This window comes from Vibrio sp. D173a (genome assembly GCF_030248475.1).
Map to the genome: position 1 here is coordinate 1 of NZ_JAHGAH010000218.1, position 13,589 is coordinate 13,589.

Genomic DNA, 13,589 nt, shown 5'->3' on the forward strand with positions numbered 1-13,589 from the left:
TGTGTATAAGAGACAGGCAAGTACGCAGGCTTTTTTTGATCGGTATGAGTCGAGAATTCTTAACGCGACTCTAGCGGGTAAGAGCGGTAGCTCCACATGCCGTAGGTACGCAGTGCATCGCGGTAGATACCAAGCAGTTCGCCATCGCTGGCTTTGGCTAAGTCTTTCAGTGGCTTGTCTGGGTAGCTTACGGTGTCGAAAGTGATGCCTTGTGGGCCAGTTTGCCAGCTTGCGATTTCAAACAAGGTTTGACCTCGGCGCACGTGACTCGCTGAGCTTATGATGGTCGCGTGTTTGATGTTATGACGTGCCAATGCGTAGCTGCTGAATAGGGCGTTACCTACCGTGCTGGTGGCGTAGTTTTCTTCAATGATGCGATCTTTGCTGATGCCTTTTTCAATCAGCCAATCTGCCATTAACTTGCCTTCGGTTTTGTGGTTCTTTGGTACGCCGCCCGTCAACACGATCAACGCGTCTGGGTTTGCTTTCGCTATGGCTAGCGTGGTTTCCAAACGCTCAACCAAGATTTGATGCATTGAACCATCTGGGTTCAGCGCGTATCCCAAAGTGACGATTGCACCTTTGTCATCCAATTTGCCTTTGTCGGCTTTCTCTTTTAGTGGTGTTGCAAGTACGCGGTCTACGGTGTCGAAGATGCGTTGGATGTCTGCCGCTTTACCTGCATTGAGCTTCGTGAGCGTCGCCATGTGTTTCGCTGATTCCGCTTGGTTGCCCTCAAAGCGTTGCCATACCGCTAAGTAAGCGTGCAAATCCACATCGTCTGGCGCAACAGAAAGGGCTTGTTCAAACAATTCAATCGCGCGGTCCGCATTCTTGTTGTAGATCTGCGCGTTGGCGGCAGAAATCAGTAGATCAGTGCGGTACGGCTCAAGTTTGTAGGCTTCTAGTAGGCGGTCGGTAACAATCTCCATGTTGCTGGGCATTTTGGCGGTAAAACCCGCATGCGAGATACGCGCAGGGGATTTGAATGCCTGTACGGCGTCGTTGAGAAGTTGGTCGACAACCTGACGTTTAGTGACGATCTGTGAGTAGTCGGCGGAAGATTGGACAGCAGCATCGTTAGCCGCGATAGAGTATGGGGCAGCCGTCAGCGCAATCACGCTACCAAGAGCAATGGCAAGTAAGTTCTTCTTCATGGGGTATCCTAGAGGTGCTGTATTACCTAGTGTTTCGCGTTTTTATAGTTCGAACAAAGTCGATGTATGGGGTCAGTCTAGGTCCGGTTCATGAATAATCTGTGAAATGAATCCCAACTCAACCGAGTGATTAAATACGTATGGTCAAAACGCGAAGTAGGATCACGAAAATGACGATGTATTAATTTGTGTTCTAAGTATTTGGATTAAAAGATAAACAGCGTTAGGGGGATGTTTGAATGAGTAAGCGTGTGAGTGGGAGGCCATCCCAACAAAAAAGGCCGTTAACCCACATGCTCGGGTTAACGGCCTTTTCTATATTCAGCGCTAAATGGCAAAGGCTTAGTTGCCTTGGTTTTGGCTTTGAAGCTTCTCTTTTGCTTCTTCAACCTTTGAGAAATCCAATCCCAATTCGTCTGCCGCTTCTTTGATTAGCGCAGGGTTTTGCATCACTTGCGCCATAAGCATTTGTAGCTTGTCTTGTGGCAAGCCTAGTTGGCTGATTGTTGCCATTGCCGCTAGAGGGTTTTGCGTCAGAGTCTGAAAAATCTCGTTGATTTGCTCATCGCTGATGTTGTTCTCTTTTAGCAGCGCAATAATCGGGTTCATCGCATTTCCTTTTAATCACAGAATGAAATAGAACCTGAGTTTATCACTGTCGGGTTTATGGATGGTAGTGATTGAGAGGATTTGGCGGCCCTCAATATTTCGTGCTTCTGATACTTAGGAGAGCATCGCTTTAATTGGGTTATTAACTGGTCATAATCTGAAAGAAAATTACATAAATATAACAATTAATTCACAATTAAATTACATCGCACATTTCTATTTCTTTTGTTTTGCGCTTGGTTGCATATTGGGTTTAGTTTGAACTCGTAAGTCTATGTGTAACAACTAATAAGGAATATTAATGATGAGAACATTGACTATTGCCACTTTGTTGTGGGCAATGACGTTCCAAGCACTGGCTACTTCTGTTTATTACATAAACCGCACTAGTGAAGCAATACGTGTGAATTTCGTCGTCGATACCACGGAGCCTGTCGAAAATGGTTACCAGTATCGTGCGCCCTCCGAGCAAGTCATTATCCTGCCGTATGAGCGCGTAAAGGTGGCGGACTTTAACCGTTACTACGGCATCGTAAATGGTGCGACCTATGACTACTACATGCATGTAGATCGCCAAAATGGGCAAGACGGTGGCTGGGTCGAAGAAAGAGAGACACCTATTGCACAGCTTCGTTTGGCTGGGCATGGTGCAGGCACGACGCTATCTTACGGATATAAAAGGCTTGTACTGAAAGGTGACTATGACCCGTACGTAACGGAAGTGAATCGTGGCGATGGTCGTCATGCGGAGTTTGGAGCAAAGGCCGTTTATACCTCTGGTTTCGATGACGTTGAGTTTGTGATAGCCGAGCATGACATTGCAGACATGGAGTATCGAGAGCATGTCTTACAAGTCGCGACTTATAATCTGTGGATGATCCTTTCTGTTTCTTCAGACATCGCTGCCCGCGCAGCCATGATGGAGCACAATCTGTCTGGCTACGATGTGCTAGCGCTGCAAGAGGCATTTTCGAGCTACAGAGAGCCGATGTTTGACGCTTTGAGTGATGAGTATCCTTACCGAACTGACGTGGTTGGGGGCGATAGCAATGCAATGTACGATGGTGGTGTGGTGACCTTGAGCCGATACCCAATTTTAGAATCGGATGCTTTGGTTTTTGATCATTGCTCAGGGACAGACTGTTATGCGGATAAGGGGATTGTATACACCAAAATCGATAAGAACGGCGAGATATACCATATCTTCAACACCCACCTCGCCTCTTTTGATACCCGAGAGGCAAAACGGTTACGTCGCTTGCAACTTGGCTTATTGCGAACCTTTATGTTGACCAAGCAGATTCCTGCTGACGAGGCGGTTATTTATGCTGGCGATTTCAACATCGATAAAAACAGTGACTTTATGGAGTACCTGCTGATGCTGGCAACGCTTGAGGTCGATCCTCCGGCTTACTTGGGCTACACGCCAGCAACCTTTGAGCCGAAGATCAACGCTTACGCATCGGCTAATTATTCTGGTGGCGAAAAGTCTGAGTACCTTGATTATGTATTGGTAAGTTCTGAGCATCGCAGGGCTTTTGAAAACACCAACACCGTTAAGTTGAGACAGCGAGTCACTGAAGACACATGGGGAGAGTGGCACCTCTCGGATCACTTTAGTGTCGTGGGCAACTTTGTTTTCGATGAACGTAACTAAATAAGCGCTCTGCTCAATGTATTCGGGCCTACAGCAAGTCTGTAGGCCCGATTTATTTAATATCAAGAATAGGCGGGTAAAAGGGCTTTACGTTTGTAGTTTAGCAACATGCTCAAACTGATCACCGCGGTGAGCGTTTCTGCAAAGACAATGCTTGCCCAAATGCCGTCTTGCGGGAAAAACTTAGGCAGTAGCAATACACCTAGCGCAACAAACACAAACCCTCGACATAAGGAAATAAGCGTCGCTTGTTTTGGTTTGGCAATGGCTTGGAACAGGTTGGCAATCACCATGTTTAACCCCATCAAAGGGACGCCGAAGAAGTAGAACGTCAGCGCGCTTGCGGCGATTGGGATTAAGTCATTCGCATTACCTAAGTAAATCGAGGCAATCAGTGGCGCCGACAGCCAGATACCTAACAGAAAGACCGTACCGTTGCCCATGGCTGCTTTCACCCCCAGTTTTAGAATCTCGTCAATGCGTTCTGGTCGCCCTGCTCCGTGATTAAAGCTGAGGATTGGCTGACATGCTTGTGCGATGCCTACCATGACAAATAGGGCAAATATACCAACGTTTGTGGTCAAACCGTAGGCGATAATGTAGCCCTCACCGAACTGGTTTAGTAGGACATAATTGAACAAAATAATGGTCATTGCTGATGTGAGTTCAAGAAAGAAAGTCGGTGTACCTATAGTTAAAATTTCTTTCGCTTTACTTAATCCGATGCCTTTTAAATTAAGCCTCAACGTGCCTTTCTCTCTGGCGAGATGAGTGATCAAAATTAATGCAATTAGTGTTTGTGCGACTGCCGTTCCATAGGCTGCCCCTGCCATTCCCATGCCCATTTTTATGATGAAAAAATAATCGCATGCTAGGTTAGCTATCGCACCAAAAGACATGGCATAAGTGGCCAGTTTAGGGTTTGTATCGTTGCGTACAAAGCAGGATAAAACCCAAGCGAGTGAGTAGACGACGAAAAAGGTAGCATTGCAGACATATAATCGTGAGCATGTTTCGCTATAGAGCCTGTGGCTCCAATTGATGCAATGATTTCATCTAGCCAGACTATGCCAACTCCAACCGTTATGCTCGAAAGCAGCGCTGTGAGCAAGATTGATTGACTAAACCAGATTTGGCTGGCTCTGGATTTTCCTTTGCCAATTTCTATCGACATTTTAGCGGCGCCACCAATTCCAACCATCATTGCAATGGCGGTAAAAATGGAGAATGGCGCAACAATTAATGCCATTGCCCCGACTCCATCGGATCCGATGCCCATCCCGACGATGAGTGTATCGCCCATTATGAACAAGGATTTTATTAACATGCCAGTCAGCGCTGGCCATAGATACTGATAAAAGGATTTTGAAATAGGATCAGTGTTTAGGTTGATAGCCATGGAATAGAAAAATACCCGAATGTGATGAATTTATTTTCGGGTATTATTGGTACATTTAAACGTGGATAAAAGGGATTATCCGCCCTTTATATTGTACTATCTAAACATCGATGGCGAAATTCTGCAGGCGTTTCGCCCTTTTGCTTTCGATAGAAACGGCTGAAATAAGCAGGGTCATCAAAGCCCAATTCAAAGGCTATGGTCTTGACGGTTTTCGTCGAAAACACCAGCTCTCGATTCGCTTCTAATATGATTCGGTCATGAATCAGTTGCGTGACCGTCTTGTCTCTGTCGGCTTTCACTAATTCGTTTAGACGTTTGCTTGTGAGCGCTAAGGCATCGGAGTAGAACTGGCATTTCTTTTGTTCGCGATAATGCAGTTCAATCAATTCGATCAATTGAACAATGCGAGCATCTTTCTGCTCCCCTTTTTGGAATGGCTTTTTAGAAAAGCGCAATGCATAGCGTAGAAAACTGTTGAGGAGTGATTCTACAAGATCCCAGTCGCACGCCTCTCGTTCGCATTCTTCTTGGAGCAGTGTGTAAATCGATTCTAGGTAGGGAAGACCCTCTTCGTTGCAATCAAGGTACGGTGGACGATCAATCGTAGAAAATACGCTATTCACCAGTTGCGTGCTGCGTGGATTAGTTTCAGCGAAGCCGGGGCTGAAGATCAACATGCGAACGCTTTTGCCCATAAACTCAGAATGGTGAACCTGCCCCGGTGAAATGGTAAATAAACGGCCGCGGCGGTTTTGGTATTCGATGAAATCGATGCTCTGCGTTCCGCTATTATCCAAACACCACACGATTTCCCAGTACTCGTGACGATGAGGCTCGATAAACGGTGCTTCTTGTATGCCTGAAAACTCGAGCGCTCTGAACGGCTCTCCTAAAATGAGCTGTAATTTTGGAATAGGCAGAGTGATGTTGCTCATGAAGTTTCAACCGTTCGTGGAGATAATGGCTTTATTATTAATCGAATGACTTATATCGTGCACGGCTTTTATTTTGACTAATAGCCAGTGAGTTCCATGTAGCCAGTCCCAGAATGAGAGCCCTCAATACGTATTGGGCCTTCCCAATAAGGCACAGAAAGCGGCATTTTCGCGTTCGGGTTGAGAGCAGAAACGGTAAGCTCAATTTGCTGATTTGGAATCGACACTTGCCACTGGGTTGGATACTTTCGCCCTTGGATTTCTGTTTGATTGGTTGCCTTTAACTGAATGTCTTTTTGAGAAATGGCGATGCCAGAGCCATCTTGCTGCATCCGCTTTGCGCTGGCGTAACTGGCTGCTCCGGTTTTGGAATCCCGCAATTGGAACACTACCAAGCTGGTTTCGTCACTCAACCTTAGAGCAAACCAGTCCCAGCCCTGTTGTGAATCGAGCAAGAACTGCGAGCTCCACTCTCGGTCTATCCAACCTTTGCCGGATACTTGATGGGTCTTGCCGTCGATCGTAACTTCACCGGAGACATCAATAAACGGTTGGCTGTAGTAATACGAAGCCACCTGACCATCGGCACTTTTGGTGCTGTAACCTTGTTCGCCTTGCTTTTGATACGGTGCGCTGCTGGTCAGTTTGAGTGAGTAGCCAAACTGCTCTGAATTGGCAGTTAGCGTGGCAGGGAAGAGGTCGTTGGTTGAAGAGGTCCACTGCCAATCATCGAGATAAACTCGAAATGGTGAAGTGTCGACGCCGGCTAGAGATACTTGTTCGCGTGACCATTTTTCATCTGCGTAGTGTTTGTCCGTTGTAGTGACCGCGCTGTGCGCCATGTAGATTTGCTTGGTTTGCCACTCGGTTTTCTTCACGTCATCTTCGCCCCTTGGCGGTGGTGGTGACGGCGGCGCAGCGGCAAAGCGAAATTGTGTCCATTGAACGCCAAGTGGGTTGCCGTCTTCATCGATTAAGTTGGCGGTTAAGTACCACCATTCATGACGAAAGTTCGGGTGTGCTTGATGGTCTGCTGGGAAGGTCAGTTCGACACCGTTTTCCACGGGTGTGAATGGGTTGCTCTCGCTTTGCATATCTCCACTGCCCAGCAACGTGCCCATATTTTGCGTGCCCATATTTTTTTGTTGGGCATCTTCACAACCGAACAGGAATAAACTGCTTATGAGCAGAGTAAGTTTGCTTGCCAATCGAACCATCACAACACCTCGCTTTGCAAACTGGACACGACAGGCTTACTGACCAATCGCCACAGCGGAATCAAGGTTGCGATCACTGCCACCAAGATGGTGATTGCAGCAATGCTGAGGGCGTCACTCCAATTCCACAGATAATTTAAGCTCCAACCAAAAGCGCGCAAGGTGACGATGTCTGTCAGCACATAACCCACCATGGCTCCGAGGGGCAGGGCGATAACCAGAGTAAAACTGACCAAAGCGACGATCTGTCCGACCACCATGGTCATTAATTTGCGCCGACTAACACCAAGTGCATACAGCCTTGCAATGGCGGCTTTGCGCGCGTCGAGCAACATGAAGCAAGCACTGAACAAACCAATCACCGCGACCATCAACGTCACGCCGTTGAGTGCGCGCGTAATGGCGAAGGTCTGCGAGAATATATCCAACGCGATGGATTTGATTTGCGCCTGATCGTAGAGCTGACTTGGATGCAGATTCAATTGTTCGCGCAGTTGCTCGTAGACGATTTGTGGGTCACCTGAAACTTTAATGCCGAGGCTTGTTGGCAAGTCGGTAAATCCGCTCTCTTGCCATAATTTGGGTGCTAATAAGACTTCACCGTTGGGTGAGCCGTAATCATGGAATACCGCACCCACAAGTAGGTTGTTATTTGGAATGGCATGAAGCGTGAGCTCGCTACCCAATGATAAACCCAGTTTGACCGCGGTTGGTTCACTGATAGCGACTAACTCACCTTGGTAAAAACGTGACCAGAAGTTCTCTAAATGCGATTTGAACACCATGGTTTGCTCTAAGGTGTCTTTGTCTTTGGTGCCAAGCAAAATCGGTAAACCTTGCAGGTTATCGTCGACGTAGTATTGCTTGTAGACGGTCTCAACATTGTCGAACTGTCCTAATGCGCGCTCTACATCAACGATTTCTCCTTGGGCAGGGCTAACGTAAATATCGGCGTGTAGCCTTTGTTCTAACCACTGTTTTAGGGTGGATTCAAAGCTTCCCACTAGCGTGTTCATCCCCATATTGGCAGTAACGGCGAGTAGCAGTGCCATCATGGCGAGAGAAAGCGGAGAAATCAGCTCGCGCAGCTCAGCAAACAGATACCGCATCAAACCGGAATTGGTGCGCTTCTCACACCAATTGGCTAAGACGCTGAGTGTTTTGGGTAGGTACAAAGGAATCGACACTACAAGCACGCCGAGCCACGCCATGGTGAAGCGGTGATGCTCACTCAGCCATAACCCTGCGAGTGCGAGAGTCGTCAACGCAGCACCTATCACGAACAATTGGTTTTCGTTAGAGGCTTCAGGTGCTTGATAAAATCCACCATGAGAGGAGAGCGGTTGGCGCACTCGCTGTTTAAAGTGCTGCCAACATGCCAATAGGGTTGCGGCTAACGTGAGCAGCAATGCTTGCGCCCACCATTGCCACTGCCAAGTGCCGGGCAGCAGTGTCGCGCCGTAAAGTTGTTCAAGCGTTAGTGCCACGGTCGGGTGTAACCAATGGCTGAGCTGCATGCCCAATACAAAACCGAGGGAAGCACCGATGGTAACGAGAATAGTGAGTTCAACTAACAGCGCAGAGAACACAATGCTCGGCGCAACACCTGCCTGTTGGATTTGTACTAACAGACGATTGCGTTTCAGCAAACTGTATTTTACGCCGTTGTAGGCAATGAACAGCCCGACTAAAAAGGCAAGTAAGCTCATTGCTGTGAGATTGAGGTGAAAGCTGTCGGTCAGCGAGCCAAGGTCTGTACTTTGATTATTGGAAATCCATTGTCCTTGTTCACCAATGATGCTTTGCCAATTTGCTTGCGTGTCTTTATTCCCTTTATCACCCGAATGGAAAACCGCAATGTAACTGAGCTGTCCCTGTTTGTTGAGCAGTTGCTGGGCAAAGCCAATGTCCATCAACATTCGGCTACCTAACTGCCATTCGTCGGGTAGCACCACCACTTGGGTTGGAATGTCGTCCAGAGTTAGGGTTTCCGCCTCTCCTAGATTTTGATGTTGAGATTGACTCATCATCACGATTGGCTTGCCAGCCAAAAGCTCAGGCAAAGGCAAAGCATTGTCGAACAAAGAGACGTTCTGTTGGTTTTCTGATGACTTTACGTTTGCAAAATACCGAGAACGCGAAGAGATAGCGGCAATCAACTCGCTGCCTTGTACTGACCAGCGACGCCCTTGTTCATCTCTCACTCGCCCTTCGATTACTGGTAGCGCTGCACTGAGTCCGTTTTGTCTAAGGGTGAAGTAGAGCGATTCGGACAGATAGTGTTGCCCTGCTGGTGGAATAATTAAGTTCTGAGCTTGTGCGCTAAGCTGCTCGGTAGACTCCGCATAACTGCGCTTGGCATTAAGGTTGATGGCTTGTACCGCAACAAACAAGGTCACAGCCAGCACGATACCGATCAGAATTGCGGCGGCTTGCAGTGGCGCCTGCCGATAGTGCGCTACAAACAGATTCAGGGCGAGTCGGGTATGAGTGAATCTGGTGTTTGATAGCTTAGCTTGCTTCATGATGTTGCTCATTTATATCGTGCTGATTTTGCGCCAGTCCGTTTTGTAAACGCCCATCTTTTAAACTCCCATCCTTCAAACGCCCATCTTTTAAGCGTAACGGGGTTTGCATAAACTCGGCACACTCAGGGCTATGTGTCACCAAGAGCACGGCGGTATTGCCTTGGGTGGTGACTTCACTGAGCAGTTTCATCACTTCTAAGCCTGCTTTTTGGTCAAGGTTGCCTGTGGGCTCATCGGCAAGCAGAAGTTTGGGTTTGTGGGCAAGTGCACGGGCAATAGCGACGCGTTGTTGTTGACCGCCTGAAAGAGCAGAAACATGCCTGTCGAGAAGTTGGCTGATGCCCAGCGTTTCGACCAGGTAATCGCACCAGTTATCCCATTTCTGTTGATTCAAATGCAGAGGGAAGGCGATGTTTTGCTTCACGTCAAGAGGCGTTAAGAGGTTGAATTGCTGAAAAGTAACGCCGAGTTTTTGGTGGCGAAATCGGCTCCATTGTGGGTCTTTCCAAGCCGCCGTGTTATCGCCGTCTAGCCACAACTCACCATCGGAAAGTGGCTCAAAGCCAGCGATGAGATTGAGTAAGGTACTTTTGCCGCTACCACTTGCGCCCGTCAGTGCAACACTCGCTCCTGTGTTCAACGTAAAGTCGACCCCTTCCAACACGCGATGTGTCTCTTTGCCATCGACAAAGCTTTTACTGGCGTGTTTGAGTGTGACAAGTGGGCTTTCCATTTCCTCTCCTTACAATCAAAAGATGTCGTTTCTTTTGGCAGCGGCTATTTGAGTAAGTTCTATAAAAACTTTAGACAACAATCAGATAAAAACAGAGATTTACATCGATTTCTTAACAACTTGTACTGCATAGCTGGCTAAGTGGATTGATAAGGACATAAGTTTTCTTTCTGGTTAGAAGCATAATATCGGCTTAAATCTCACTTTGTCGCTTTTGGCTTGTTTTATGTCATTTTTGCCATGGGTGTGTGCGGCGAATCATCGGCACAATACACCCATCAGCCACAGACAAAACAAAGAGAGAGAAGAATGTCTAAAACTGCATTGTTATTGATTGATTTTCAAAACGACTACTACCCAAGCTACTCAGGTGCAAAATGGCCACTGTCAGGCACAGAAGAGGCGGCAGAGAACGCAGCACAACTGCTTGAAGCATTTCGCCAAAAAGGGTTACCCGTTGTGCACGTAAGACACGAGTTTCCAACAGAGGAAGCGCCGTTCTTCCTACCTAATTCTGAAGGTGCGCAAATTCACTCAAGTGTCGCACCTATCGAAGGTGAGGCTGTGGTGCTAAAGCATCAAATCAACAGCTTTCGAGATACGGATTTGAAAGCCATTCTTGATGATGAGAATGTCACGAGGTTGGTGATCGTTGGAGCGATGAGCCACATGTGTATTGATGCAGTCTCACGTGCCGCCGTAGATTTAGGGTATGAATGTCACGTCGCTCACGACGCTTGTGCGACGCTAGACTTAGAATTTGATGGCGTGAAAGTACCAGCCAAGCAAGTGCATGCCGCATTTATGGCAGCGCTAAGCTTTGGTTACTGCAACGTAGACAGCTCAGTAAAACTGCTCGAGTTAGCGAACTAACGGGTGTTCGTGGCTTACATTGGGGCGCAACACGCACCTCAGTAAAAGGACAAAAAAAGCCCAACGCATTTAAAGCGTTGGGCTTTTTCTTGAATTGAGGACGGCTTACACGTAGTACGCTTCAACTTCGCCTTTTAGCTTGATAAGCATTGGGTTACCGAAACGGTCTTTTGCTTTAGGAGAAGCAATTTTTACCCAACCTTCGCTGATGCAGTATTCTTCTACGTCAGTACGCTCTTGGCCGTTTATACGAATACCGATTTGGTGCTCGAAGCATTCTTTGATGAAGAATGGGCTACGTGGGTTACCCGCTAGGCGATCTGGTAGAGCTGGTTTAGCTGTATCTGTCATTTTGTGTGACCTTGAAGTCATTAGAAAAAGTGCGCCATTGTAGTCAGTGCAAGGCGAGTGTTCAAGGATTCTCATCGCGTTTAATGACATCCTTCCTTAGGCAACACGGTGTATGTTTTCGATCAAGTAGTTTATAAGCAAACGAACTCGATTGGGTAAGTACTGCCTTGAAGAATAATAGACCCAGATGGTGACAGGTTCTCCCCAATAAGGCTGCAAGATAGGGACGATGGTCTGCTGGCGCAATTCTTCTTTAAATAACCAACTGCCTAGCATGGCGATCCCCGGTCCAGCCAGAACGGCTTGTTTCGCTGCGGCGAAGTTATTCATGATCAGATGAACACTAAGCTCATAGAGCTTTGCGTTGCCCCTTCATTGATTCGCCAGTAACGGAAACGTCCGGTTGTGAGTGAGCGAACAGGCAAACATTTGTGATGGCTTAACGTCTCTATGCTCTTCGGTTCGCCGTACTTTTGCAAATAATCGGGAGAGGCGTAGATACCGACGTCTAGAGTAAGTAAAGGACGAGTAATCAAGCGTGAATCTTGGTTTATGGCTGTGCAGATACCCACTGCGCACGAGCGGCTTTGGCAAAGCTGCCGTTTTTAGCAACTTGAATGAAGATAGGAAGTTGGGGTGGAAGTGATTTCATGAATGTTTACTCACCTTAAAGGTAACTATTTGCAATCTAGCGGGTAATAAAATTTTGTTCAATACTTTCGCTATTGAAGAAAAACGAAGTAGCAACGAGGTTATTATGAACTTACCAGTATTGCACCAAAGTCTTGTCGATAATCACTATGAGCAGTTTGTTAGATTAATTGAGTAGGGTACAGGCGTAATCCAACTCGAGCTCGCTAAAGAATACCACCACGTCGAGATTGTTGAATTATTGGAGAGAAAATAATGAATGTACTTATTGTTTATTCGCACCCAGAGCCGAAGAGCTTTAACAGCGCAATGTTCCAAAAGGCGATCGAAGCTCTAGAAGGTGCAGCGCATAAGGTCAAAACATCGAACTTACACGCGATGAACTTTGATCCTGTTTCAGGTCGCCATAACTTCACTACGGCTAACGATCCAGAGTTCTTCAAACAGCAGTTAGAAGAGATGTACGCGACCGATAACGATGGTTTCGCCCCCGAGATTGAGGCTGAAATTCAAAAGCTCGAATGGTGTGATCTGGTGATCTTCCAGTTCCCACTTTGGTGGTTTGGGATGCCAGCTATGCTCAAAGGTTGGGTGGATCGTGTGTTTGCAATGGGGCGCACTTATGGCGGCGGTCGCTTCTATGAAAATGGCGTTTACAAAGGCAAAAAAGCCATGGTTAGTGTCACCATTGGTGGTCCAGAAGAGGCGTATGTTAAAGATGGTTGGAATGGTGATTTAGATGCGATTCTTCGCCCAATTCATCGCGGTGTATTTGAGTTCAATGGTTTTTCTGTGCTTAGACCGCATAAGGTGTTTGGCCCAGCAAGAAAAACGGAAAATGAGCGTGAAGCTGAGCTAGACAATTACGCGGAGCGACTCACGTTTATCTTTGAAGAACCTTCGATCAAAATCGGTCATTACTAAATTCTTCTGAACAAGGAAATCGGCTTTTTCAACTTAGTTGGGAGTCTACTATGAACTCAGAAAAAACAGATCAAACTCTGATTGGTTGGGGCGCGAATAAGAACCAAATCGCCAAAATACTACCAAGCAATATGGATGAACAAGAAGCGAGGCAACGTGAGCAGCATATCTTAGCAATTGAGGAGTGTTTACAGCTTCTTTTTCGTCAACCAGAAGCGCGCAAAACCTTTATGAACAGCGTAAGTAAAAGCGTGTTCTTTGAAGGCAGAAAACCACTAGAAGTGATTGCATCTGGTAGTCTCGACGACTTAGCAGAAGCACACAGAATCATTCGCAGTATGTTGTGTATTTAAGAAGAGAAAGGGGACCATGAAAATCACTCTTTGCCGTGATTTTCTTCAAATTTTCGCCTTGAATCACAAAAGCCCGAAACTGGTTTAAATCTTTTACTGTGTCTCGCATTCATCCCATCACTTGTTTGAACGAGTGACCAGCTTTTTGTTTCCTATAAAATAGGTTCGTTGAAACAAAAAATATATACCCAAGTGACTT

General features: G+C 46.8%; 16 protein-coding genes. 4 read left to right on the plus strand and 12 right to left on the minus strand.

All coding sequences use genetic code 11. The features are described 5' to 3' along the window. Positions 1–59 precede the first annotated feature (59 nt). Both KIV40_RS20535 and KIV40_RS20540 read right to left on the minus strand, forming a co-directional pair. The gene (locus tag KIV40_RS20535) at positions 60–1,157 is read right to left on the minus strand and encodes a YdcF family protein (protein WP_228175840.1); all 1,098 of its coding nucleotides are present in this window, start codon (positions 1,155–1,157) and stop codon (positions 60–62) included. Between the two features lie 342 nt (positions 1,158–1,499). Continuing rightward, complete coding sequence (locus KIV40_RS20540) at positions 1,500–1,766, minus strand: DUF2999 family protein (RefSeq protein ID WP_285351061.1); 267 nt, start codon at positions 1,764–1,766, stop codon at positions 1,500–1,502. Positions 1,767–2,067: 301 nt separating this feature from the next. On the opposite strand from KIV40_RS20540, the gene KIV40_RS20545 reads away from it, so the two are divergent. Beyond that, positions 2,068–3,423, plus strand: coding sequence for a sphingomyelin phosphodiesterase (locus tag KIV40_RS20545; protein WP_285351063.1), 1,356 nt, complete (start codon positions 2,068–2,070; stop codon positions 3,421–3,423). A gap of 62 nt (positions 3,424–3,485) precedes the next feature. Here KIV40_RS20545 and KIV40_RS20550 read toward each other — a convergent pair whose 3' ends face one another. The 6 genes from KIV40_RS20550 to KIV40_RS20575 all read right to left on the minus strand — a co-directional run bounded on the left by KIV40_RS20550 (position 3,486) and on the right by KIV40_RS20575 (position 10,238). Further along, on the minus strand, positions 3,486–4,256 hold the full coding sequence (locus KIV40_RS20550) for an MATE family efflux transporter (protein ID WP_375164873.1): 771 nt from the start codon (positions 4,254–4,256) through the stop codon (positions 3,486–3,488). Between the two features lie 47 nt (positions 4,257–4,303). Then, positions 4,304–4,822, minus strand: coding sequence for an MATE family efflux transporter (locus KIV40_RS20555; protein ID WP_285351066.1), 519 nt, complete (start codon positions 4,820–4,822; stop codon positions 4,304–4,306). An 86-nt stretch (positions 4,823–4,908) separates the two neighbouring features. After that, the gene (locus KIV40_RS20560) at positions 4,909–5,760 is read right to left on the minus strand and encodes a helix-turn-helix domain-containing protein (protein WP_134977170.1); all 852 of its coding nucleotides are present in this window, start codon (positions 5,758–5,760) and stop codon (positions 4,909–4,911) included. A gap of 77 nt (positions 5,761–5,837) precedes the next feature. Further along, entirely contained in the window at positions 5,838–6,977 is a 1,140-nt protein-coding gene (locus tag KIV40_RS20565; RefSeq protein ID WP_285351068.1) for a lipocalin-like domain-containing protein, read from the minus strand. Further along, positions 6,977–9,502: an ABC transporter permease gene (locus KIV40_RS20570; protein ID WP_285351070.1), complete on the minus strand. Its 2,526-nt coding sequence runs from the start codon at positions 9,500–9,502 to the stop codon at positions 6,977–6,979. The genes KIV40_RS20565 and KIV40_RS20570 overlap by 1 nt, the downstream gene beginning before the upstream one ends. Then, on the minus strand, positions 9,489–10,238 hold the full coding sequence (locus KIV40_RS20575) for an ABC transporter ATP-binding protein (RefSeq protein WP_285351072.1): 750 nt from the start codon (positions 10,236–10,238) through the stop codon (positions 9,489–9,491). The genes KIV40_RS20570 and KIV40_RS20575 overlap by 14 nt, the downstream gene beginning before the upstream one ends. Positions 10,239–10,547: 309 nt before the next feature. Between KIV40_RS20575 and KIV40_RS20580 the strand changes: the two genes are divergently transcribed. Next, complete coding sequence (locus KIV40_RS20580; RefSeq protein WP_021018342.1) at positions 10,548–11,111, plus strand: cysteine hydrolase family protein; 564 nt, start codon at positions 10,548–10,550, stop codon at positions 11,109–11,111. Between the two features lie 105 nt (positions 11,112–11,216). On the opposite strand, the gene KIV40_RS20585 is transcribed toward KIV40_RS20580, so the two are convergent. The 4 genes from KIV40_RS20585 to KIV40_RS20600 form a co-directional block, all read right to left on the minus strand. After that, a complete protein-coding gene (locus tag KIV40_RS20585) occupies positions 11,217–11,462 on the minus strand; it encodes a DUF3297 family protein (RefSeq protein WP_005374689.1) in 246 nt (81 codons plus the stop codon). A 96-nt stretch (positions 11,463–11,558) separates the two neighbouring features. Then, positions 11,559–11,792 carry a LysR substrate-binding domain-containing protein gene (locus KIV40_RS20590; RefSeq protein ID WP_285351074.1) on the minus strand — a complete coding sequence of 78 codons (234 nt, stop codon included), beginning with the start codon at positions 11,790–11,792 and terminating at the stop codon, positions 11,559–11,561. 2 nt (positions 11,793–11,794) lie between these two features. Beyond that, positions 11,795–11,998: a hypothetical protein gene (locus tag KIV40_RS20595; protein WP_285351076.1), complete on the minus strand. Its 204-nt coding sequence runs from the start codon at positions 11,996–11,998 to the stop codon at positions 11,795–11,797. A gap of 14 nt (positions 11,999–12,012) precedes the next feature. After that, positions 12,013–12,114, minus strand: coding sequence for a LysR family transcriptional regulator (locus KIV40_RS20600; protein WP_285351078.1), 102 nt, complete (start codon positions 12,112–12,114; stop codon positions 12,013–12,015). A gap of 254 nt (positions 12,115–12,368) precedes the next feature. On the opposite strand from KIV40_RS20600, the gene KIV40_RS20605 reads away from it, so the two are divergent. Both KIV40_RS20605 and KIV40_RS20610 read left to right on the plus strand, forming a co-directional pair. Continuing rightward, a complete protein-coding gene (locus KIV40_RS20605) occupies positions 12,369–13,037 on the plus strand; it encodes an NAD(P)H-dependent oxidoreductase (protein ID WP_285351080.1) in 669 nt (222 codons plus the stop codon). A 50-nt stretch (positions 13,038–13,087) separates the two neighbouring features. Then, positions 13,088–13,390, plus strand: coding sequence for a hypothetical protein (locus tag KIV40_RS20610; protein WP_285351081.1), 303 nt, complete (start codon positions 13,088–13,090; stop codon positions 13,388–13,390). The last annotated feature ends 199 nt before the right edge of the window (positions 13,391–13,589 follow it).

Excerpts from the sequence above, each read along its gene's own strand:
- KIV40_RS20605 (WP_285351080.1), top strand. The coding sequence starts at position 12,369 with ATGAATGTACTTATTGTTTATTCGCACCCAGAGCCGAAGAGCTTTAAC.
- KIV40_RS20560 (WP_134977170.1), bottom strand. The coding sequence starts at position 5,760 with ATGAGCAACATCACTCTGCCTATTCCAAAATTACAGCTCATTTTAGGA.
- KIV40_RS20535 (WP_228175840.1), bottom strand. The coding sequence starts at position 1,157 with ATGAAGAAGAACTTACTTGCCATTGCTCTTGGTAGCGTGATTGCGCTG.
- KIV40_RS20585 (WP_005374689.1), bottom strand. The coding sequence starts at position 11,462 with ATGACAGATACAGCTAAACCAGCTCTACCAGATCGCCTAGCGGGTAAC.
- KIV40_RS20580 (WP_021018342.1), top strand. The coding sequence starts at position 10,548 with ATGTCTAAAACTGCATTGTTATTGATTGATTTTCAAAACGACTACTAC.
- KIV40_RS20610 (WP_285351081.1), top strand. The coding sequence starts at position 13,088 with ATGAACTCAGAAAAAACAGATCAAACTCTGATTGGTTGGGGCGCGAAT.
- KIV40_RS20555 (WP_285351066.1), bottom strand. The coding sequence starts at position 4,822 with ATGGCTATCAACCTAAACACTGATCCTATTTCAAAATCCTTTTATCAG.
- KIV40_RS20545 (WP_285351063.1), top strand. The coding sequence starts at position 2,068 with ATGATGAGAACATTGACTATTGCCACTTTGTTGTGGGCAATGACGTTC.
- KIV40_RS20600 (WP_285351078.1), bottom strand. The coding sequence starts at position 12,114 with ATGAAATCACTTCCACCCCAACTTCCTATCTTCATTCAAGTTGCTAAA.
- KIV40_RS20565 (WP_285351068.1), bottom strand. The coding sequence starts at position 6,977 with ATGGTTCGATTGGCAAGCAAACTTACTCTGCTCATAAGCAGTTTATTC.
- KIV40_RS20575 (WP_285351072.1), bottom strand. The coding sequence starts at position 10,238 with ATGGAAAGCCCACTTGTCACACTCAAACACGCCAGTAAAAGCTTTGTC.
- KIV40_RS20590 (WP_285351074.1), bottom strand. The coding sequence starts at position 11,792 with ATGAATAACTTCGCCGCAGCGAAACAAGCCGTTCTGGCTGGACCGGGG.
- KIV40_RS20570 (WP_285351070.1), bottom strand. The coding sequence starts at position 9,502 with ATGAAGCAAGCTAAGCTATCAAACACCAGATTCACTCATACCCGACTC.
- KIV40_RS20550 (WP_375164873.1), bottom strand. The coding sequence starts at position 4,256 with ATGGCAGGGGCAGCCTATGGAACGGCAGTCGCACAAACACTAATTGCA.
- KIV40_RS20540 (WP_285351061.1), bottom strand. The coding sequence starts at position 1,766 with ATGAACCCGATTATTGCGCTGCTAAAAGAGAACAACATCAGCGATGAG.